This is a genomic window from Streptomyces sp. ISL-94 (assembly GCF_018614075.1).
Taxonomy (GTDB): domain Bacteria; phylum Actinomycetota; class Actinomycetes; order Streptomycetales; family Streptomycetaceae; genus Streptomyces.
Genome location: NZ_JAGGOZ010000118.1, coordinates 70621 through 89863, shown reverse-complemented (window position 1 = coordinate 89863; position 19243 = coordinate 70621). Strand labels below are relative to the sequence as shown.

The following is a 19243-nucleotide window of genomic DNA, read 5'->3' as shown; positions in this document are numbered from 1 at the left end:
GGGAGATGGGGTTCGATCAGAGCCCACTGCTCGTCGGTGAGATCGCCTCGCGCCATGACTGATGGCCTATCAAGACCAAGACCCTGCGCGCAGGCGATCCACCAAACTCATGATCTGGACTCCAGACAGGACCTAGGCCGCCGGGTTTTCGCGGACCGTCGACAGGTCCGCCGAGGTCTTCGTGGCGATGAACTCCGTGATGCGGTAGGCGCAGACGCCCGCCACCGTGAAGGGGTCCTCGGCCGCGATCTTCTCGATCTCCGCGCGGGAGACCCCGCCGGCGAGGATCACGCCGCCGTCGCGCGGGACCTTGCGCCCCGACGCGAGGAAGACGCCGGCGGCGTAGTAGCCGTCCAGCCAGGCGATGTGGGCGTCCATCTCTTCTTCTACGGCTTCGATGGGCGCGGTGTAGGTGAGCTCCATGACGAACATGATCGCCAGGCTACTCTCGCACCATCATGACGAGTGTGAAGACCCCCGCCAACGAGGCCGAGGCCCGGGCGATACAGGACGAACTACGCCATCAGGTCGTGCTCACCGAGCCCGGCCCGCCGCCCGGCCGCGGACTGGTCGCGGGCGTCGACGTGGCCTACGACGACGCGCGGGACCTGGTCGCCGCCGCGGCGGTGGTGCTCGACGCCGCCACCCTGGAGGTCGTCGAGGAGGCCACCGCCGTCGGGCACGTCAGCTTCCCCTACGTGCCCGGGCTGCTCGCCTTCCGCGAACTGCCGACCGTACTGGCCGCCCTCGACTCCCTCACCGCCGTGCCCGGCCTCGTCGTCTGCGACGGCTACGGGCTCGCCCACCCCCGCGGCTTCGGCCTCGCCTGCCACCTCGGCGTGGTCACCGGCATCCCGGCCATCGGGGTCGCCAAGAACCCCTTCACCTTCACGTACGAGGAACCGGGCGCCCTGCGCGGCGACGCGGCCCCGCTGCTCGCGGCCGACGGCACCGAGGTCGGCCGGGCGCTGCGGACCCGGGACGGCGTCAAGCCGGTGTACGTCTCCGTCGGCAACCGCGTCTCGCTCGACAACGCCTGCGCCCACACCCTCGCCCTCAGCCCCCGCTTCCGGATCCCCGAGACCACCCGGCACGCCGACTCCCTGTGCCGCCGCGCCCTGCGCGAAGCCGTCGGGTGACCCGGGCCGCTCAGCCCAGATCCCTCGCGTCCACCACGCGGAAGGTGATCCCCGCCTTCCGCAGCCGGTCGATCAGCGCGTCCCCCATCGCCACGGCCGTCGTCAGCTGTCCGGCGGCCTCCGGCAGGGCGTCGTGGGCCAGGCAGAGCGCGGACTCCGCCAGCATCTTCGCCGTCTCCCCGTACCCCGGGTCGCCGCCCGACACCTCCGTGAACACCCGGCGGCCGCCGCCCTCGCCCACGAACCGCACCGAGAACCAGCTGCGCGCCCGCCGCTCCGCGTCCGGCCCCTGCCCCGCCTCCCAGCGGTTCATCAGCCACCGCCGGGCCGACGGGAGCTGGGCCAGCGCCACCACCGCGCCCACCGCCGCCGTACCGCCCACCGCGAAGGGCAGGTGCCGGACCGAGGCGTAGTGCCGGTAGCGGAAGTCCGGGCCGTACCGCTCCAGGACGGCCGCCGACCGGGCCACGACGGCCGGGTCCAGCGTGGGCAGCGGCAGCGCCCACGTGCCGGTCTCCCGGCTGAACCGCGGCGCCCCGACCGGCCCGCGCGCCCGCCGCCCCAGCAGCCGGGGCTCGTACAGCCGGCGGGCGCGCCCGGCCGCGAGGGTCTGCGGGCCGCGGCTTACCGCGGTGAGCGCGGAGGCCAGCGTGCCGCCGGAGAAGAGCGCGTTGGACCGCAGGAACCCGTCGACCCGCAGCGGAACCCCCTCCGGGAGCTGCTCCACGGTGAAGTACGCCCCCAGGTCGGCCGGGATCGAGTCGAAGCCGCAGGCGTGCACGAGCCGTGCCCCGGTCTCCCGGGCCCGCGCGTCGTGCTCGACGTACATCCGGTCCACGAACTCGGGCTCCCCGGTGAGGTCCACGTAGTCCGTGCCCGCCTCCGCGCAGGCGGCGACCAGCTCCGCGCCGTACCAGACGTACGGTCCCACCGTCGTGGCCAGGACCCGTGTGGAGGCGGCCAGTTCGCGCACCGCTGCGGGGTCGGAGGCGTCCGCCCGGAGCAGCTCCAGCCCCGCGCAGGCCGGATCGAGTACGGCCAGCCGCTCGCGCAGCCGCTCCAGCTTCGCCAGGTCCCGGCCGGCCAGCGCCCACCGGCAGCCGGCGGGCGCGTGCGCGGCGAGGTACTCGGCGGTCAGCGCCCCCACGAACCCGGTCGCCCCGAACAGCACGACGTCGTAGGCCCGTTCCCGGTCTCGTTCCCGTCCCCGGTCCCGATCCTGTTCCATGACCGCTCCTCCCAGCTGGTGTGGGGGCCGAGGCTAGCGCGGGCCCGGACCGCCCGCGCACCCAGGTGCCCACGGTCCGGCGGGAAACGGGCGGCGCCCCGGGAGCCGGACCGGTAGGGTCCGCTCCCGGGGCGCCGTGTCGTACGGGTCCTGCGGGTGGGGCGGGGCGTCAGTTCTTGGCGTAGAAGCCGAACGAGTCGACCACCAGGTCGGTGGTCTGGTAGCTCATGTTCCAGAAGTCGATCACGTTGTTGACGCCGGAGCTCGCCTGGACCAGGTTCGGGACGGTCTTGCCCGGGGTCCAGTTGAGGTTGGAGGAGTTCGGCGGGGTCGGCAGGGTCTCCCAGCCGCCCTCGTAGGCGCTCCACGAGTTCGGGTCCGGGGAGACCGTGAGGAAGCCGGTGCTGGCGGTGTTGGTGACCGTGGCGTTGAGGACGAGAGCGGTGACGTTCGGGTCGCCGCCGCCGACGCGGCCGTAGATGTAGTTGCGGCCGTCGAGCGGCCCGTCCCACTCGCGGGTGTCGAACCAGCGGTTGGGGAAGGAGCGGATGAGCGCGCTCTCGCTCTCGGGGCTGTAGTAGCCGACGACGTCGACGACCACGTGCGCCCCGGCCCCGGCGCCGTTGCGGACGCTGATCTTGCCGTCGGAACCGATCGGGACGATGACCGAGTTGGCGATGGTCTGGCCCGCGGTGAAGTTCAGGTTCGACGCGGTCGGGGCCGACCCGCCGGAGGGGTAGACGGTCAGGTGGCCGGCCGCCTGCGGCTCGGTGACGGTCACGTTGAGCGCGACGGCCTTCGCGGTCGACGGGACGCCCGCGCGGCCGGTGATCTGGGTGCTGAAGTTGCCGAAGCCCGGGACCTGGCCCTTGCCCGTGCCGAGGCCCTCGCGGGTGTCGACGACGCGGCTCGGGTTGAGCGAGCTGTAGCCGCTGGCGGCGCTCTTGGAGAAGTAGCCGGTGACATCGGCGATGAGATCGATCGCGCCGTCGCCGTGGTTGTAGATGTCCACGTAGCCGCTCTCGCCGACCGACGCGATCACCATGTTCGGGACGGTCTGCCCCGGGGCGTAGTTCACGTTCGAGGTGGTCGGCACGTCGCCGCCCTCGGCGTACACGCGGACGTGTCCGGCCTTGGCGGGGTTGGTGACGGTGACGTTCAGGGCCACGGCGGTCACGCCGGCCGGGATCTGCGCGGCGCCGGCGACCTTGACGCGGGCGGTGCCGAAGGCGGGCACCTTGGTCTTGGCCGCGCCTATGCCCTCACGGGTGTCCAGCAGACGGGTCGGGGCGTGCGGGGTGAACTCGTTGCCCGCGGTCCGGAAGACCGTCTCGTTGGTGCCGCGGACGCCCCCGCCGCTTCCGTCGATCAGGGTGACCTTGATCGTGTAGGTGCCGGCCTTGGCGTAGGTGTGGTTCTCGGTCAGGTTGGTGGGGCCGTTGGCGCCCACCTGTACCTGGCTGCCGTCGCCCCACTCGACGAGCACGCCGAGCGCGGTGCCCGGGTCGCTGGTGACGGCCAGCTGCAGCTGCACGCCGTGGGCGCTGGTGGCCGTGCCCTCGAGACCGACCGTCGGCTCGGTGGCGGCCGCCCCCTCGGCCAGCGGAGCAGCCTGCTTGCCGCCCTTGGCAGCCGGGTGGACCGTCTTGGCGGCCGGGCTGCTGAAGGTCTCGACCTTGTACGCCTTGGCCTTGGCCTCGGTCAGATCGAGGTCGGGAACGGACGCCCCCGGACCGCCCGTCCCCTTGGCACCGTCCTGGCCCGCCGCGTTGGCGACACCCGGAACGATACCGACGCCGGCCGCGACGATTGCGGCGGCGGAAAGCATGAGTCGGCGATTGCGCACCGGCCCCCCCATTTTCTTTTTTGAACTTGATCAGGTTTGAAAGCCTGCTCAGAGTACATAGCCGCCGACCCGGCCGCGAGAGCTTTGATCACCGGGTTTTCCGAGGTCGGCGCGGGGGGCTTGTGCTCGGTGGAACACGTTCCTAGCATCACTGGTGTTACATCAGTTGTGTCACATAGTGTCCTACCGATGCTGGGGGCTCGATGGCAGTGACAGGGAACGGCCCGCTCGCCGGGGTGCGCGTCGTCGAACTGGCGGGAATCGGCCCCGGCCCGTTCGCCGCCATGCTCCTCGCCGACCTGGGAGCGGACGTCGTCCGGGTGGACCGGCCCGGCGGCGGCGGTCTCGCGGTCGATCCGGCCTACGACGTCACCAACCGCAGCAAACGCTCGGTGCTGGTCGACCTCAAGTCCGCCGAGGGCCCGGCCCGCGTCCTCGACCTCGCCGAGCGGGCCGACATCCTCATCGAGGGCTTCCGCCCAGGGGTCGCCGAGCGGCTCGGCGTCGGCCCGGCCGACTGCCACGCCCGCAACCCGCAGCTGGTCTACGGCCGGATGACCGGCTGGGGCCAGGAGGGCCCGCTCGCGCACACCGCCGGGCACGACATCGCGTACATCGCCGTGACCGGCGCGCTCGGCATGATCGGCAACCCCGGCGAGCCCCCCGCCGTGCCCGCCAACCTCGTCGGCGACTACGCGGGCGGCTCCCTGTACCTGGTGATCGGCGTCCTCGCCGCCCTCCAGCACGCCCGCACCCCCGGCGGCGCCGGCCAGGTGGTGGACGCGGCGATCGTCGACGGGACCGCCCACCTCACCGCGATGATCCACGGGATGGTCGCGGCCGGCGGCTGGCAGGACCGGCGCGGGGCCAACCTCCTCGACGGCGGCTGCCCCTTCTACGGCACCTACGAGACCTCCGACGGCCAGTACATGGCGGTCGGCGCGCTGGAGCAGCAGTTCTACGACACCTTCGTCGACCTCCTCGGCATCAAGGAGCAGGCGCCCGCCCGAAAGGACCTCGCCCGCTGGGGCGAGCTGCGCGAGGCCGTCGCCGCACGCTTCAAGTCCCGTACGCGCGAGGAGTGGACGGCGGTCTTCGAGGGCACCGACGCCTGTGTGGCGCCCGTGCTCTCGCTGCGCGAGGCCCCGCACCACCCCCACCTCGCCGCCCGCGGGACCTTCACCGACTTCGGCGGGATCACCCAGCCCGCCCCCGCGCCGCGCTTCTCCTCGACCCCGGCGGCCGTGGCCGGCGGGCCCGCCCAGCCGGGGGCGGACACCGCGTCCGTGGCCGCCGACTGGGACGTACCGGCCCTGCTCGGGAAGGAGGCGTGATGGCGCCCGAGACGGGCCCGCTCCGGACCGTGGCGGGCGGCCTGCTCGCCATCGGCGAGGACGCGGCAGCCGTACGGGACCTCGCGCGCCCGCAGATCGCCCTGTACGTAGGCGGCACGGGCGCGGTCGGCAAGAACTTCTACAACGACCTCGCCGTGGCCTACGGCTACGAGGAGGAGGCCCGGAAGACCCGGGAGCTCTACCTCGACGGCCGCAAGCGCGACGCGGCGGCCGCCGTCCCGGACGAGTTCTGCGAGCTGATGACGCTGTGCGGGCCCGAGGGCTACGTACGCGAGCGAGTCGAGGCCTTCCGGGAGGCGGGCGTCACCATGCTCAACGTCCCGCCCGTCGGCGCCGACCCGGCCCGGCTGATCGAAACCGTCAAGAACTGGCTGTAGGGAGCCGACCGAAATGAAGCGCCAGATCTTCGACGCCGACCACGAGGCGTTCCGCGAGACCGTCCGCACCTTCCTGAACAAGGAGGTGCTGCCGCACTACGAGCAGTGGGAGAAGGACGGCATCGTCAGCCGCGAGGCCTGGCGGGCCGCGGGCCGGCAGGGGCTGCTGGGCCTGGCCGTCCCGGAGGAGTACGGGGGCGGCGGGAACACCGACTTCCGCTACGCCGCCGTGATCGCCGAGGAGTTCACCCGGGCCGGCGCCGCCGGGCTCGCCATCGGCCTGCACAACGACATCATCGGCCCCTACCTGACCTCGCTCGCCACGGAGGAGCAGAAGCGCCGGTGGCTGCCGGGCTTCTGCTCCGGCGAGACCATCACCGCCATCGCGATGACCGAGCCGGGCGCGGGCTCCGACCTCCAGGGGATCCGCACCAGCGCCGAGGACCGCGGCGACCACTGGGTGCTCAACGGCTCCAAGACCTTCATCTCCAACGGCATCCTCGCCGACCTCGTGATCGTCGTCGCGAAGACCACGCCCGAGGGCGGAGCCCACGGCCTGTCGCTGCTGGTCGTGGAGCGCGGCACAGAGGGCTTCGAGCGCGGCCGCAACCTCGACAAGATCGGGCAGAAGGCCCAGGACACCGCCGAGCTGTTCTTCCACGACGTACGCGTCCCCAAGGACAACCTGCTCGGCGACCTGAACGGCGCCTTCGTCCACCTGATGACCAACCTCGCGCAGGAGCGGATGGGCATCGCGATGGCCGGCATCGCCGCCGCCGAGTACCTGGTGGAGATCACCACCCAGTACGTCAAGGAGCGCGAGGCCTTCGGCCGGCCGCTCTCCAAGCTCCAGCACATCCGCTTCGAGATCGCCGAGATGGCCACCGAGTGCGCGGTCACCCGTACCTTCCTCGACCGCTGCATCACCGACCACGCCAACGGCGAACTGGACCACGTCCACGCCTCGATGGCGAAGTGGTGGGCCACCGAACTCCAGAAGCGCGTCGCCGACCGCTGCCTGCAACTGCACGGCGGATACGGATACATGACCGAATACCGGGTCGCGCGGGCCTTCACCGACGGCCGCATCCAGACCATCTACGGCGGCACGACCGAGATCATGAAAGAGATCATCGGCCGTTCCCTGCTCGGCTGACCTCCCCCTTGGACACCTCCGAAAGGCTTGACCAGTGAGCACCGAAGCTTACGTATACGACGCGATCCGCACCCCGCGCGGCCGCGGCAAGGCCAACGGCGCCCTGCACGGCACCAAGCCGATCGACCTGGTCGTCGGCCTCATCCACGCCCTGCGCGAGCGCAACCCCGGCCTGGACCCCGCCGCCATCGACGACATCGTGCTCGGCGTCGTCGGCCCGGTCGGCGACCAGGGCTCCGACATCGCCCGGATCGCGGCCATCGCCGCCGGACTGCCGGACACCGTGGCGGGCGTACAGGAGAACCGCTTCTGCGCCTCGGGCCTGGAGGCCGTCAACCTGGCCGCCGCCAAGGTGCGGTCCGGCTGGGAGGACCTGGTCCTCGCGGGCGGCGTGGAATCCATGTCCCGCGTCCCCATGGCCTCCGACGGCGGCGCCTGGTTCGCCGACCCGATGACCAACTGGGACACCGGCTTCGTCCCGCAGGGCATCGGCGCCGACCTGATCGCCACCATCGAGGGATTCTCCCGACGCGATGTGGACGAGTACGCCGCCCTCTCCCAGGAGCGCGCGGCCGCCGCGATCAAGGACGGCCGCTTCGCGAAGTCCGTGGTCCCGGTCACCGACCGCAACGGCCTCGTCGTCCTGGACCACGAGGAGTTCGTCCGCCCGGGGACCACGGCCGACACCCTGGCCAAGCTGAAGCCCTCCTTCGCGGACATCGGCGACCTCGGCGGCTTCGACGCCGTCGCGCTGCAGAAATACCACTGGATCGAGAAGATCGACCACGTCCACCACGCAGGCAACTCCTCCGGCATCGTCGACGGTTCCGCGCTCGTCGCCATCGGCTCGAAGGAGGCGGGCGAGCGGAACGGGCTGCGCCCCCGCGCCCGGATCGTCTCGGCGGCCGTCTCCGGCTCCGAGCCCACCATCATGCTCACCGGCCCCGCCCCCGCCACCCGCAAGGCCCTCGCCAAGGCCGGCCTCACCATCGACGACATCGACCTCATCGAGATGAACGAGGCCTTCGCCGGCGTCGTCCTGCGCTTCGTCAAGGACATGGGCGTGTCCCTCGACAAGGTCAACGTCAACGGCGGCGCCATCGCGCTCGGCCACCCGCTCGGCGCCACCGGCGCGATGCTGCTCGGCACCGTCGTCGACGAACTGGAGCGCCAGGACAAGCGCTACGGGCTCGTCACCCTCTGCGTCGGCGGCGGCATGGGCGTCGCCACCATCGTCGAGCGGCTCTGAACACCGTCCTGTATCCCCCAGATCTCCTCTCTGACACGGAAGTAGCCAACATGAGCGAGTCCACCACGATCCGCTGGGAACAGGACGAGACCGGCGTCGTCACCCTGGTCCTCGACGACCCCGGCCAGTCCGCCAACACGATGAACCAGGCCTTCAAGGACTCCATCGCGGCCATCGCCGACCGCGCCGAGGCCGAGAAGGACTCCATCCGCGGCATCATCTACACCTCCGCCAAGAAGACCTTCTTCGCGGGCGGCGACCTCAAGGACATGATCCGCCTGCGCCCCGAGGACGCGCAGCTCGCCTTCGACACCGGCACCGCGATCAAGTCCTCGCTGCGCCGCATCGAGACCCTCGGCAAGCCCGTCGTCGCCGCCATCAACGGCGCGGCCCTCGGCGGCGGTTACGAGATCTGCCTGGCCTCCCACCACCGCGTCGCGCTCGACGCGCCCGGCTCCAAGATCGGCCTGCCCGAGGTCACCCTCGGCCTGCTCCCCGCCGGCGGCGGTGTCACCCGTACCGTGCGCCTGATGGGCATCGCCGACGCACTGCTCAAGGTGCTGCTCCAGGGCACCCAGTACAACCCGAAGCGCGCCCTGGAGAACGGCCTGGTCCACGAACTGGCCGCCACCCCCGAGGAGATGCTCGCCAAGGCCCGCGCCTTCATCGACGCGAACCCCGAGTCCCGCCAGCCGTGGGACGTCCCCGGCTACCGGATCCCCGGCGGCACGCCGTCGAACCCGAAGTTCGCCGCCAACCTCCCGGCGTTCCCGGCCAGCTTGAAGAAGCAGCTGAACGGCGCCCCGTACCCGGCCCCCCGCAACATCCTGGCCTGCGCCGTCGAGGGCTCCCAGGTGGACTTCGAGACCGCGCTGGCCATCGAGGCCCGCTACTTCACCGAGCTGGTCACCGGCCAGACCGCCAAGAACATGATCCAGGCGTTCTTCTTCGACCTCCAGGCCGTCAACGCGGGCCGCAGCCGCCCGCAGGGGATCGAGCCGCGCACGGTCCGCAAGGTCGCCGTCCTCGGCGCGGGCATGATGGGCGCGGGCATCGCGTACTCCTGCGCCAGCGCGGGCATCGAGGTGGTCCTCAAGGACGTCACCGCCGAGGCCGCCGCCAAGGGGAAGGCGTACGCGCAGAAGCTGCTCGACAAGGCCGTCTCCCGCGGCCGTACGACCGAGGCGCAGCGCGAGGAGCTGCTCGCCCGGATCACGCCGACCGCCGAGGCGGCCGACCTGGCGGGCTGTGACGCCGTCATCGAGGCCGTCTTCGAGGACACCGCCCTCAAGCACAAGGTGTTCCAGGAGATCCAGGACGTCGTCGCCCCCGACGCGCTGCTCTGCTCCAACACCTCCACCCTGCCGATCTCCGGGCTCGCGGAGGGCGTGAAGCGGCCCGCCGACTTCATCGGGCTGCACTTCTTCTCGCCCGTCGACAAGATGCCGCTGGTCGAGATCATCAAGGGGGAGCAGACCGGCGACGAGGCCATCGCCCGCGCCTTCGACCTGGTCCGCCAGATCAACAAGACCCCCATCGTGGTCAACGACTCCCGCGGCTTCTTCACCTCGCGGGTCATCGGCCAGTTCATCAACGAGGGCGTGGCCATGGTCGGCGAGGGCATCGAGCCCGCTTCCGTCGAGCAGGCCGCCGCCCAGGCCGGCTACCCGGCCAAGGTGCTCTCCCTGATGGACGAGCTGACCCTCACCCTCCCGCGCAAGATCCGCAACGAGACGCGGAAGGCCTTCGAGGCCGAGGGCCGGACGTGGGCCGAACACCCCGCCGACACCGTCATCGACCGCATGGTCGACGAGTTCGGCCGCCCGGGCCGCAGCGGCGGCGCCGGCTTCTACGAGTACGACGAGAACGGCAAGCGCACCCGCCTCTGGCCGGGCCTGCGCGAGCACTTCGCCAAGCCGGACGCCGAGATCCCCTTCGAGAGGGTGCCTTTTAAAGACATGAAGGAGCGGATGCTCTTCTCCGAGGCCCTGGACACCGTCCGCTGCCTCGACGAGGGCGTGCTGACCTCCATCGCCGACGCCAACATCGGCTCCGTCATGGGCATCGGCTTCCCGGCCTGGACCGGCGGCGTGATCCAGTACATCAACGGCTACGAGGGCGGCCTGCCGGGCTTCGTGGCCCGCGCCCGTGAGCTCGCCACCGCCTACGGGGAGCGGTTCACCCCGCCCGCCTCCCTGGTGGAGAAGGCCGAACGGGGCGAGACGTACGCGGACTGACGCGACTGCCCCCGGCCCGCCCGTGCTCGGGCGGGCCGGGGGCGCCTTCCGCCGCTATCCGGCCTCGGAAGCGAACGCCGCGCGCAGTTCCTCCCGCAGCGACCGCTGGAAGGCCGTCACCAGGGCCTGCACCACCATCGGCTGCATGTGCGCCGACAGGGCCTTCATCGACTCCACCCGCTCCGGGTCGCTCTCGCCCTCCGTGAACGGCCCCCACACCTCGTCCCGGAACAGCGCCGTCAGTTCGTGCGCCGCCGACCTGGTGTGCTCCATCAGGACCTTGCGCGCCGCCAGGATCGTCTCGTGCGCGATCGGCACGTCGAGCAGCGCCACCCCCAGCCGCAGCAGCCCCACGTCCACGCGGAACCCGTCCCCCGAGGCCGTGAGCACGTTCATCGCCGTCAGGCGCCGCACATCGGCGTCCGACAGGCTCCGCCCGGCCCGCTTGTCCAGCTCCGTGCGGGACACCTCCTGCGCCGCATCCGGTGCCCAACTGGCCACCATGGCCCGGTGGATGGCCAGATCGTGCGCGCTCAGGTCGTCCGGCAGCGCGTCCAGGTAGCGTTCGATCGCCGACAGGGTCATGCCCTGGTGCTGCAACTCCTCGATCAGGGCCAGCCGGGAGAGGTGCTCCGGGCCGTAGTGGCCCACCCGACGAGGGCCGATCACGGGAGGGGGCAAAAGCCCGCGCGTGCTGTAAAACCGTACGGTACGGACGGTGACGCCCGCCCTGGCCGCCAGCTCGTCGACGGTGAGCATCGGCTCGGGTGCCTGGTCGGCCATCGTCTGCGCCTCGCTCTCTGCTCCACAGCTTGGGTTCAACAGTATTGCTGTCGCACCAACGATGTGAAACGGCCAGGAGCTGCCCATGACCACGAAACTGCGACTGCCCGGACGCCCCGAGGAGCTCACCCTCCCCGCCCTGCTGGCCCGCAACGCCGCCGAGTACGGGGCACTGCCCGCCCTCTCGTGGCGCACGGCCGGGGACTGGGAGACCCTCACCTGGAGCGAGGTGCGCCGCAAGGTCGCCCTCCTCGCCTCCGGCTATGCCGCGCTCGGTGTCGAGCGCGGCGACCACGTCCTGCTGATGATGGGCAACCGCCCCGAGCACTGGCTCAGCGATCTGGCCCTCGTCCACCTCGGCGCCGTCCCCGTCACCGTGTACGGAACCTCCGCGCCCCAGCAGATAGCCCACATCGCCCGCCACAGCCGGGCCAGGGTCGCCGTCGTCGAGGGCGCCCGCGAACTCGCCCGCTGGGAGCCGCTGCTCGCCGACTCCGGGGTGCCCCTGGAACGGCTGGTCGTGGCCGAGGCCGCGGAGGCCGGCCCGCACCGCACCTACGGCTCCCTGTACGCGAGCGGCGCCCGCCTGCACCGCCCCGAGGCCTTCGAGAAGGCCTGGCAGGAGACCCGTCCCGAGGACCCGCTGACCGTCGTCTACACCTCGGGCACCACCGGCGACCCCAAGGGCGTCCGGCTGACCCACCGCAACATCCTGCTCCAGACCGTCCGCCTCGACCGGAACGTGGACCTCCCCGAGCACGCCGAGCACATCTGCTACCTGCCCTTCGCGCACATCGCCGAACGGGTGCTGGGCATCTACCTGCCCCTGCTGCGCGCCGCGCACGTGCGGCTGTGCGCCGACCCCACCGCCGTGTCCGGCGCGGTCCGCGAGCTGCACCCGGTGCAGTTCTTCGGCGTGCCCCGGGTGTGGGAGAAGCTCGCCGCCTCCGTACGGGCGGTCCTCGCGCAGCTCCCGCAGGAGCAGCGGCAGGCCATCGAGGCCGCGAACGACCTCGCCCGGGCCCGGGCGGGCCACCGGGAGCGCGGGCAGGCCGTACCGCCCGCGCTCGAAGCCTCGTACGCCCGGGCGAAGGAGCAGGTGCTCGACCCGCTGCTGGGCCTGGCGGGCCTGGACCGGCTCGTCTGGACGGCCAGCGCGACCGCCCCGATGCCGATCGACGTGGTCCGCTTCTGGGCGGGCTGGGGGATCACCATCATGGACGCCTGGGGGCTGACCGAGACCTCCGGCGTGTGCACGGTCAACAGCCCGGACGCCTTCCGGCTCGGCTCGGTGGGCCGCCCGATCGAGGGGCTGGAGCTGAGGCTCGCCGAGGACGGTGAGGTCCTCACGCGCGGCGCGACCGTCTTCGACGGCTATCTGCGGCCCGACGGCTCGGTGGAGAGCGCGGCCGACGGGGAGGGCTGGTTCCCGACCGGGGACGTGGGCCGGCTCGACGAGGACGGGTTCCTCTGGCTGACGGACCGCAAGAAGGAACTGATCATCACCTCGAACGGCAAGAACGTCTCGCCGGCGCTGGTGGAGAACACGGTCAAGGAGCATCCGCTGATCGGCCAGGCCCTGGTCCACGGCGACGGCCGCTCCTACCTCGTCGCCCTGCTGGTCCTGGACCCGGAACTGGCCCCGGCCTGGGCCGCGGCCCGGCGGATCGAGGCCGCCTCCCTGGCCGAACTCGCCGAGCACCCCGCCGTCCGGGCGGAGACGGCCCGCGCCGTCGAGGCGGCCAACGCGCGGCTCAACCGGACCGAGCAGATCAAGCGGTACCGGCTGCTGACCGAGGAGTGGGGGCCTGACACGGGTGAGCTCACGCCCTCGCTGAAGCTCCGCCGCCGAGTGATCCGAGACAAGTACGGTGACCTGATCGACGGACTGTACGCGGATTCGTACGACGCTCCGTAGCCCCCACGGCCGCGTCCGGTGGGCGGGCACCCGCCCACCGGACGCGGGCCGCTCTAGGGGCTGTTCCAGGTTCGGATCATGTGGTGGGTCGGAGGCTGCGGAGCCAGATGATGCTGCCCCGTAGGTGGAGTCCGGCGAGGTAGCTGGTGGGGGTCTTGTCATAGCGGGTGGCCAGGCCCCGCCACTCCTTGATCTTGTTGATGCAGCGTTCGGCGGTGTTGCGGTCCTTGTAGAGGTCCGGATCGTGCCCGACCGGGCGGCCGCCGCGCGACCGACGAACGGTCGAATCGTGAGCGCCATCGCACACAGTTCGCACTCCTTCGCGTCCCGCGGGTCCATCGGGCCATGGACGGGCACGCCGGCCGCCAGCGCTTCGGCCACAAGCAAAAGCGGCGTGGTGTCCTCGTCCAGCCAGTCGACGGAAGACACGTAGAGGGCCGCATATTCGGCCGCGACGTAGTCGTCGTGCTCCGCGTAGGTGGCCGACGTACCGGTTTGGTCCGCTACGTCGAAGGCGTATGCGCGAAGATCAGCGACGTTGGCGTCAGTGAGGACCGGGCCCACCACGAGCACGGGGCCGGCAGGCTCACCGTCAAGGCAGGCGACGCAACCAAAGACCTGCCCGCCGTCGACGGTGCCGACCGGGCGCATCGGTCGGCGCTCCGAGCCGCAGCCGACGCAGGCCACGCCGTCCCGCTGAAGCGGGGTGAGGCTAGATGCGTCAATGCCAGGGACGGTGAAGTTTGCGTGGGTCATACTTGCTCCTCAGTAGCGAGCGAGTGCCCCGTATCGGTCTGCCAGGACTTCGGGGCACTCGCTGTTTGCGGCTTCGGGTGTGGCTACACCTTAGGCCCGGTGTAGCCACACCGCAAGGCCCATACGTCGTTGACGAGGTGTGGGCACACCCGGCTACTCTGTGGCCATGCCGAATCAGCCGAAGACCCCGATCAGCCGGTTCCGAATCGACGCGGAGCTGTGGAGCGCGTTCGGGGAGGCAGTGCCCGCCGGCACCGACCGGTCCGACGTCCTGCGCAGGTTCGTGGCGTACTACTGCCAGCGTCCGGGGGCAGAACTTCCCGAGCGTCCGCCCGCAGGTGCTTGGAGCACCCGCACAGAGTGAGCGTCCATGCCTCAGGGCCCCTACCTTCGCGGTAGGGGCCCTGAGTTCTGTGGATCCTGTGCTGCCTCAGGATTCGACCGGCACGCGTTGAGCTGCGGACTTCAAGCGTCGCTGACGAATCAGGTTGAGTGACGTCGAGATCTCCGCATCCGGGTCGCAGCCGTTTACCAGTGGCACCCAACGCGGCTGATGGCTCTCCGGCCACACTGCCACTGTGACGCCGTTTTCGATCAAGATTTCGCGGCGCTCGCCGTCGTCGGCCGCACTGCCCCAGCGGGACGCCACTGTTTCGCCCGTAGGCCTGGTCACCATGCCGGCCGGACGTGTGGGAACGGCTTTCAACCGCTTGATTTCCTCGGTGAGTTGGCCATACCGCGTGCGGTACCAGTCGGTGTCATCACCCTCGTCATACAGGCCGGCGTCCCGGTCGTCGCGCAGTCGCTTCCGCGCGGTGACGATCTCCGCCAACTCCTCTTCCACACCGTTACCCGGGTCGTAGATGGTCTCCATGTACGCGTGTTCGCCGAACGTCGCGAGGAACCATCCGCCTAGCTTCTCCTCCAGGATGGTGACCTGCATGGTTGGTGACGGCCGGCACTCCGAGAGGCCCATAGAGCGAGACTTGCACGTCATGGACACCGGGTCTCCCGTTCGGTATAGCTTCGTCTCGCAGACCCCGCAAAAGGCGACGTTGGAGAGCAGGTAGGCACCCGCAGGGGCACGCTTCGCGCGCGGCTTTGCGGGCGATAGCTTGCGAACCAGCGCTTCATGCGTGGCGCGGTTCCACAGAGGGGGAGCGACGATGATCGGCATTCCGTTGTCGTCTAGAACCGGCTTCCCGCGGTGCATCAGGTAGCCCAATGCCGCTTCTGACGTGAGCATCGTCGCCAGCGCTGAGCCACCCCACGCGCTACCTCGCGCTTCTCGGCCACCCATCACACGTAGGTGATCTGTGGGGGAGTAAATGCCCGCGCGCGTGAGCCGTGCGGCTTCGGTGAACTGCGTGATTTCGTCGGAGGTGTCGGCCAAAATGCGACGCGCTACCTCGCGCATGATGTCCGTGGCGTTCTCACGCTCGCGCACTTCCGGCGGCATGTCCTCTCCACGGTCCAACGCCACGTGGTCGATGCCGGATTTCGGGTGCAACCGGACGTATCGGTACCCATATGCATGCTTTCCGCGCTTACGTCCCTGCTCCCGTGCTTTTTCTGTCTCGTCCCGGTTTCGGCTCTGAGTGGCGCGCAGTTCCATCTGTGCGCCCCACGCCTGCGCGATGAACTGATTCTCGTCGCTCGGGTCGTTCAGGTCCCACGGGCCGCTGTGTCCGAAGGTTACGAGGATCTTCCCCTCGTCCCGCATTCGATAGCCGGTGTTCAAGCAGTCGACCAGGCTGCGGCCGATGCGGTCGACGGCTGCGCCGGCGATGCCGTCGTACGGCCCCTGCTTGTCGCGCAGCCACGGGCCTAGCTGGGGTCGGTCCAGCGGGTTTGTAGCGCCGGAGACTTCCCAGTCATCCGCCCACGCGATGACATGGCCGTTTACGCTCTGTACTGCCGACAGGACGTTCTGTCGCTGACGCTCCGGGGACCATGATGCGTCGGTCTTCCGCGACAACCGGCGGACACCAACGAGGCACCTGCCGCAGCCGTCGTAGGGCCGCTCCACCTCTTGGTTCAACCCGTCACCTCCCGAGTAAAGTTAGCCCATCTTACTCATCAGGAAGACGTTGTACGACAGGACGCTGAGCCGGGGCGCGGCGGAGGCCGCGGTCGTGGCGGAGGGGGCGGCCGCGGCGGAGGGTGCGGCCGCGGCGGAGGGTGCGGTGGTGACGGCCAGCGTCCCGGCGGCGACCGCGGCGGCCGCCGCGGCGGCGGCCCGGTGACGGCGGTGCGAGGTGTACAGCATGAGGTCTCCCTCGTTCCTGTGGGGAAGATCGGCTTCGCCATCCAAGCAGCCGCGGTTACCTCTGGGTAACACCCGTGACAAGACTTTCTGTCGGGCCCGGGACATCGTGGGGGCGCCATACTGGGAGAACGGCACGCAGCGCACTGGGGGCACGGAAATGAGCACGACACGGGAGCCCGCGGAGCGGCCCGCGCGGAGCGGGCCCGCCGGCCGGCCGGACCCCGAGCCGCCCCCGCCCGGCGGGGTGCTGTGGACCATCGCCGGGGACGTCAGGGCCCTGCTGATGCTGCCCGCCGCCTTCACCATGCAGGTCGCACACCCCGCCATCGCGGCCGGGGTCGACGAGTACTCCGTGTTCCGTACCGACCCCTGGGGCCGCGGCGAGCGCTCGCTGCGCTCGGTCCAGCTGTGGGTGTACGGCGGGGAGGGCGCCGCAGAGGAGGGCCGCCGGGTGCGCCGCCTGCACAAGGAGATCCAGGGCACCGACACCCGCGGCCGGCGGTACCACTCCCTGGACCCGGCCTGCTACGCCTGGGTGCACGCCACCGGATTCCCCGTCTACATGTACGCCGGGCGCTACCTGCTGCGCCGCTTCACTCCGGCCCAGGAACGGCAGCTGTACCGGGAGTGGCTCCAGGTGGGCCGGATCCTCGGGCTCCACGACCGGGACATGCCGCAGAGCATCGAGGAGTACCGGGAGTACTGGGGCCGGATGCTGGCCGAGGAGATCGAACCGACCGCCGTCGCCCGCGAGCTCGTCGCCACCGATGTGCTGCTGCCCCGGCCCGGGCGCGGTGGGCCGGTCTCCCGGCTGCTGCTGCGGCTCACCTGGCCGGTGCTGCGGGTGGCGTTCCTGCGCTTCCGGGCCTTCGTCTCCGTCGGCTACATGCCGCCCGAGGCGCGCGCCGCCATCGGGCTGGCGTGGAGCCCCGCCCAGGAGCGCAGGCTCCGGCGGTTCAGCACGGCCGTACGACTCCTCGTACCGCTGCTGCCGGAGCGGCGGCGGTACCTGCCGATCGCCCGCCGGGCGCGGGCCGAGTGGCGCGCCGGCGCCCGCTGAGGGGCGCCGGCGCGAGGTCCCGTACCGCCGGGGCCGGAACTCAGTCCCGGTGCTCGTGCTCGTGGATGGTGTTCGTCTCCGCGATCTTCTTCCAGGACTTCGGCTCGGCCGCCGGCTTGACCGGGGCCGCCTGCGACGCACGGGCCGTCGGGGCCTTCGCCGTCCCGTTCAGGGCCGAGGCGTCGGGCTTGCCCGGGGTGTACAGCCAGGTCTCGAAGAGCTGCGCCAGCGGCCGGCCGGAGGCCTTCTCCGCGTAGCGGACGAAGTCGCCGACGTTGGCGTTCCCGTAGGCCCGCTCGGTCGGCCAGCCCTTCAGGATCCGGAAGAACGTTTCGTCGCCGAGCTCGTTGCGCAGCGCCTGGAGGGCGATCGCGCCGCGGTCGTAAACGGCCCCGTGGAACTGGTTCTCCGGACCCGGGTCACCGGGCTTGACCTGCCAGAACGGGTCCTCGGCCGGGCGCAGGGAGTACGCCCAGTCGGCCAGCTCCTGCGCGGTGCCCTCGCCCTCCTTCTCGGACCACAGCCACTGGCTGTAGCGGGCGAAGCCCTCGTTGATCCAGATGTCCTTCCAGCCCTCCACGGACACGCTGTCGCCGTACCACTGGTGCGCGAGCTCGTGCACGACCACCGAGACGTTGGCGCCGTTGGAGAACTGGCGCGGGCCGTAGAACGGACGCGTCTGCGTCTCCAGCGCGAAGCCGGCGGTCACGTTCGGCACGTAGCCGCCCAGCGCGTTGAAGGGGTACGGGCCGAAGACCCCTTCAAGCCACTCGGCGACCTCGCCCGTCCGCTCCACGCTCGCCCGGGCCGCCCCGGCGTTGTCGCCCAGGTCCTTGCTGTACGCGTTGAGGACGGGCAGCCCGCTCGCCGTCTTGTCGGTGGTGATGTCGAACTTGCCGATGGCGAGGGTGGCGAGGTAGGTGGCCTGCGGCTTGTTGGAGCGCCAGTTGTACCGGGTCCAGCCGAGCCTCGAACTCTGCGACTGGAGAACGCCGTTGCTGATCGCCTGGGTGCCGTCCGGGACGTTCACGGAGATGTCGAAGGTGGCCTTGTCGAGCGGGTGGTCGTTGCTCGGGAACCACCAGACCGCCGAGTCGGGCTCCTGCGCCGCGACCCCGCCGTCGGGCGTGCGGTGCCAGGCCGTCCAGCCGTCCACCTTCAACTCCGAGGGCTTGCCGGCGTACTTGACGACGACGGTCAGCGGGGTGTTGCGCGCCAGCGGCTTCACCGGGGTGACCTCCAGCTCCTGCGTGCCGGAGGCGGCGAACTTCGCCTTGGCGCCGTTGACCCGGATCTCGCTGACCTGGAGGCCGAAGTCGAGGTTGAAGCGGGACAGGTCCTGCTTGGCGGTGGCGAGGAGGGTGGCGGTGCCTTCGAGCAGGTCCGTCTGCGGCTCGTACTTCAGCCGCAGGTCGTAGTGGGACACGTCGTATCCGCCGTTGCCGCTGGCCGGGTAGTAGGGGTCGCCGATACCCGGGGCGCCCGGACCGGAACTCGCTGCCGACGCCGGGATCACCAGCAGCAGGGAAGCGGCGAGCACGCTCGGGGCGATGACTTTGCGGTGCAAGAAGGGCTCCAAGTGGTAGGGGAGACACATCGGTTCAAGGTCTCGTCGTCCGACGGTATTCACCCGTGCGCCCCACGTCCTGTCCATGGTTCCCGCTGTCACACGATCGCCATTCGGCCGTCACACCCCGCCGTCCTGCCCACAGGCCCCGGGGCGGGGCGGCGTGCGCGCCGGGCACCGGGTACACGGCGCCGACCGCCCGGTTCTGCCGGGCCAGAGCCGCCGGACGGCGTCGCAGCCGACGGCTCACGGCCGCGCCGAGCAGCCGCATCCGCGCCCGCGGACCGCCCGCGGAGGGGCTCG

The 19243-nt window shown here is 71.0% G+C and carries 16 protein-coding genes and 1 pseudogene; 9 read left to right on the top strand and 8 right to left on the bottom strand.

The annotated features are described in order from the left end of the window. Nucleotides 1–132: 132 nt before the first annotated feature. Nucleotides 133–432 carry a YciI family protein gene (locus J7E94_RS31025; RefSeq protein WP_215020136.1) on the bottom strand — a complete coding sequence of 100 codons (300 nt, stop codon included), beginning with the start codon at nt 430–432 and terminating at the stop codon, nt 133–135. A 26-nt stretch (nt 433–458) separates the two neighbouring features. Here J7E94_RS31025 and J7E94_RS31020 point away from each other — a divergent pair, with 26 nt between their 5' ends. Beyond that, nucleotides 459–1139, top strand: coding sequence for an endonuclease V (locus J7E94_RS31020; RefSeq protein WP_215020135.1), 681 nt, complete (start codon nt 459–461; stop codon nt 1137–1139). A 10-nt stretch (nt 1140–1149) separates the two neighbouring features. Here the strand turns inward: J7E94_RS31020 and J7E94_RS31015 are convergent, their stop codons facing one another. Together J7E94_RS31015 and J7E94_RS31010 are read right to left on the bottom strand one after the other, a co-directional pair. Continuing rightward, nucleotides 1150–2367 (bottom strand): trans-acting enoyl reductase family protein, encoded by a 1218-nt coding sequence (locus J7E94_RS31015; RefSeq protein ID WP_215020134.1) that lies wholly within the window; start codon nt 2365–2367, stop codon nt 1150–1152. A 169-nt stretch (nt 2368–2536) separates the two neighbouring features. Then, nucleotides 2537–4213 (bottom strand): PKD domain-containing protein, encoded by a 1677-nt coding sequence (locus J7E94_RS31010; protein ID WP_215020133.1) that lies wholly within the window; start codon nt 4211–4213, stop codon nt 2537–2539. Between the two features lie 203 nt (nt 4214–4416). On the opposite strand from J7E94_RS31010, the gene J7E94_RS31005 reads away from it, so the two are divergent. The 5 genes and pseudogenes from J7E94_RS31005 to J7E94_RS30985 all read left to right on the top strand — a co-directional run bounded on the left by J7E94_RS31005 (nt 4417) and on the right by J7E94_RS30985 (nt 10587). After that, on the top strand, nt 4417–5547 hold the full coding sequence (locus tag J7E94_RS31005; RefSeq protein ID WP_215020132.1) for a CaiB/BaiF CoA-transferase family protein: 1131 nt from the start codon (nt 4417–4419) through the stop codon (nt 5545–5547). Nucleotides 5548–5552: 5 nt separating this feature from the next. Next, a pseudogene (locus tag J7E94_RS31000) lies at nt 5553–5945 on the top strand (LLM class flavin-dependent oxidoreductase); the annotation flags it as partial. Between the two features lie 13 nt (nt 5946–5958). Then, entirely contained in the window at nt 5959–7101 is a 1143-nt protein-coding gene (locus J7E94_RS30995; RefSeq protein WP_215020131.1) for an acyl-CoA dehydrogenase family protein, read from the top strand. Nucleotides 7102–7135: 34 nt separating this feature from the next. Beyond that, the gene (locus tag J7E94_RS30990) at nt 7136–8350 is read left to right on the top strand and encodes an acetyl-CoA C-acetyltransferase (protein ID WP_215020130.1); all 1215 of its coding nucleotides are present in this window, start codon (nt 7136–7138) and stop codon (nt 8348–8350) included. A gap of 50 nt (nt 8351–8400) precedes the next feature. Continuing rightward, nucleotides 8401–10587 (top strand): 3-hydroxyacyl-CoA dehydrogenase NAD-binding domain-containing protein, encoded by a 2187-nt coding sequence (locus J7E94_RS30985; RefSeq protein ID WP_215020129.1) that lies wholly within the window; start codon nt 8401–8403, stop codon nt 10585–10587. 54 nt (nt 10588–10641) lie between these two features. Here J7E94_RS30985 and J7E94_RS30980 read toward each other — a convergent pair whose 3' ends face one another. Beyond that, nucleotides 10642–11370: a MerR family transcriptional regulator gene (locus tag J7E94_RS30980; RefSeq protein ID WP_215020128.1), complete on the bottom strand. Its 729-nt coding sequence runs from the start codon at nt 11368–11370 to the stop codon at nt 10642–10644. An 85-nt stretch (nt 11371–11455) separates the two neighbouring features. Between J7E94_RS30980 and J7E94_RS30975 the strand changes: the two genes are divergently transcribed. Next, nucleotides 11456–13288, top strand: coding sequence for a long-chain fatty acid--CoA ligase (locus tag J7E94_RS30975; protein ID WP_215020127.1), 1833 nt, complete (start codon nt 11456–11458; stop codon nt 13286–13288). A 76-nt stretch (nt 13289–13364) separates the two neighbouring features. Here J7E94_RS30975 and J7E94_RS30970 read toward each other — a convergent pair whose 3' ends face one another. Then, the gene (locus J7E94_RS30970) at nt 13365–13595 is read right to left on the bottom strand and encodes a hypothetical protein (RefSeq protein WP_374224518.1); all 231 of its coding nucleotides are present in this window, start codon (nt 13593–13595) and stop codon (nt 13365–13367) included. 615 nt (nt 13596–14210) lie between these two features. Between J7E94_RS30970 and J7E94_RS30965 the strand changes: the two genes are divergently transcribed. Continuing rightward, nucleotides 14211–14408: a hypothetical protein gene (locus J7E94_RS30965; protein ID WP_215020126.1), complete on the top strand. Its 198-nt coding sequence runs from the start codon at nt 14211–14213 to the stop codon at nt 14406–14408. 66 nt (nt 14409–14474) lie between these two features. Here J7E94_RS30965 and J7E94_RS30960 read toward each other — a convergent pair whose 3' ends face one another. Next, complete coding sequence (locus J7E94_RS30960) at nt 14475–16085, bottom strand: recombinase family protein (protein WP_215020125.1); 1611 nt, start codon at nt 16083–16085, stop codon at nt 14475–14477. A gap of 21 nt (nt 16086–16106) precedes the next feature. Next, nucleotides 16107–16313 (bottom strand): hypothetical protein, encoded by a 207-nt coding sequence (locus J7E94_RS30955; protein ID WP_215020124.1) that lies wholly within the window; start codon nt 16311–16313, stop codon nt 16107–16109. Nucleotides 16314–16470: 157 nt separating this feature from the next. Here J7E94_RS30955 and J7E94_RS30950 point away from each other — a divergent pair, with 157 nt between their 5' ends. Continuing rightward, entirely contained in the window at nt 16471–17373 is a 903-nt protein-coding gene (locus J7E94_RS30950; protein WP_215020123.1) for an oxygenase MpaB family protein, read from the top strand. A 40-nt stretch (nt 17374–17413) separates the two neighbouring features. On the opposite strand, the gene J7E94_RS30945 is transcribed toward J7E94_RS30950, so the two are convergent. Further along, a complete protein-coding gene (locus J7E94_RS30945; protein WP_215020122.1) occupies nt 17414–18940 on the bottom strand; it encodes a M1 family metallopeptidase in 1527 nt (508 codons plus the stop codon). Nucleotides 18941–19243: the final 303 nt, after the last annotated feature.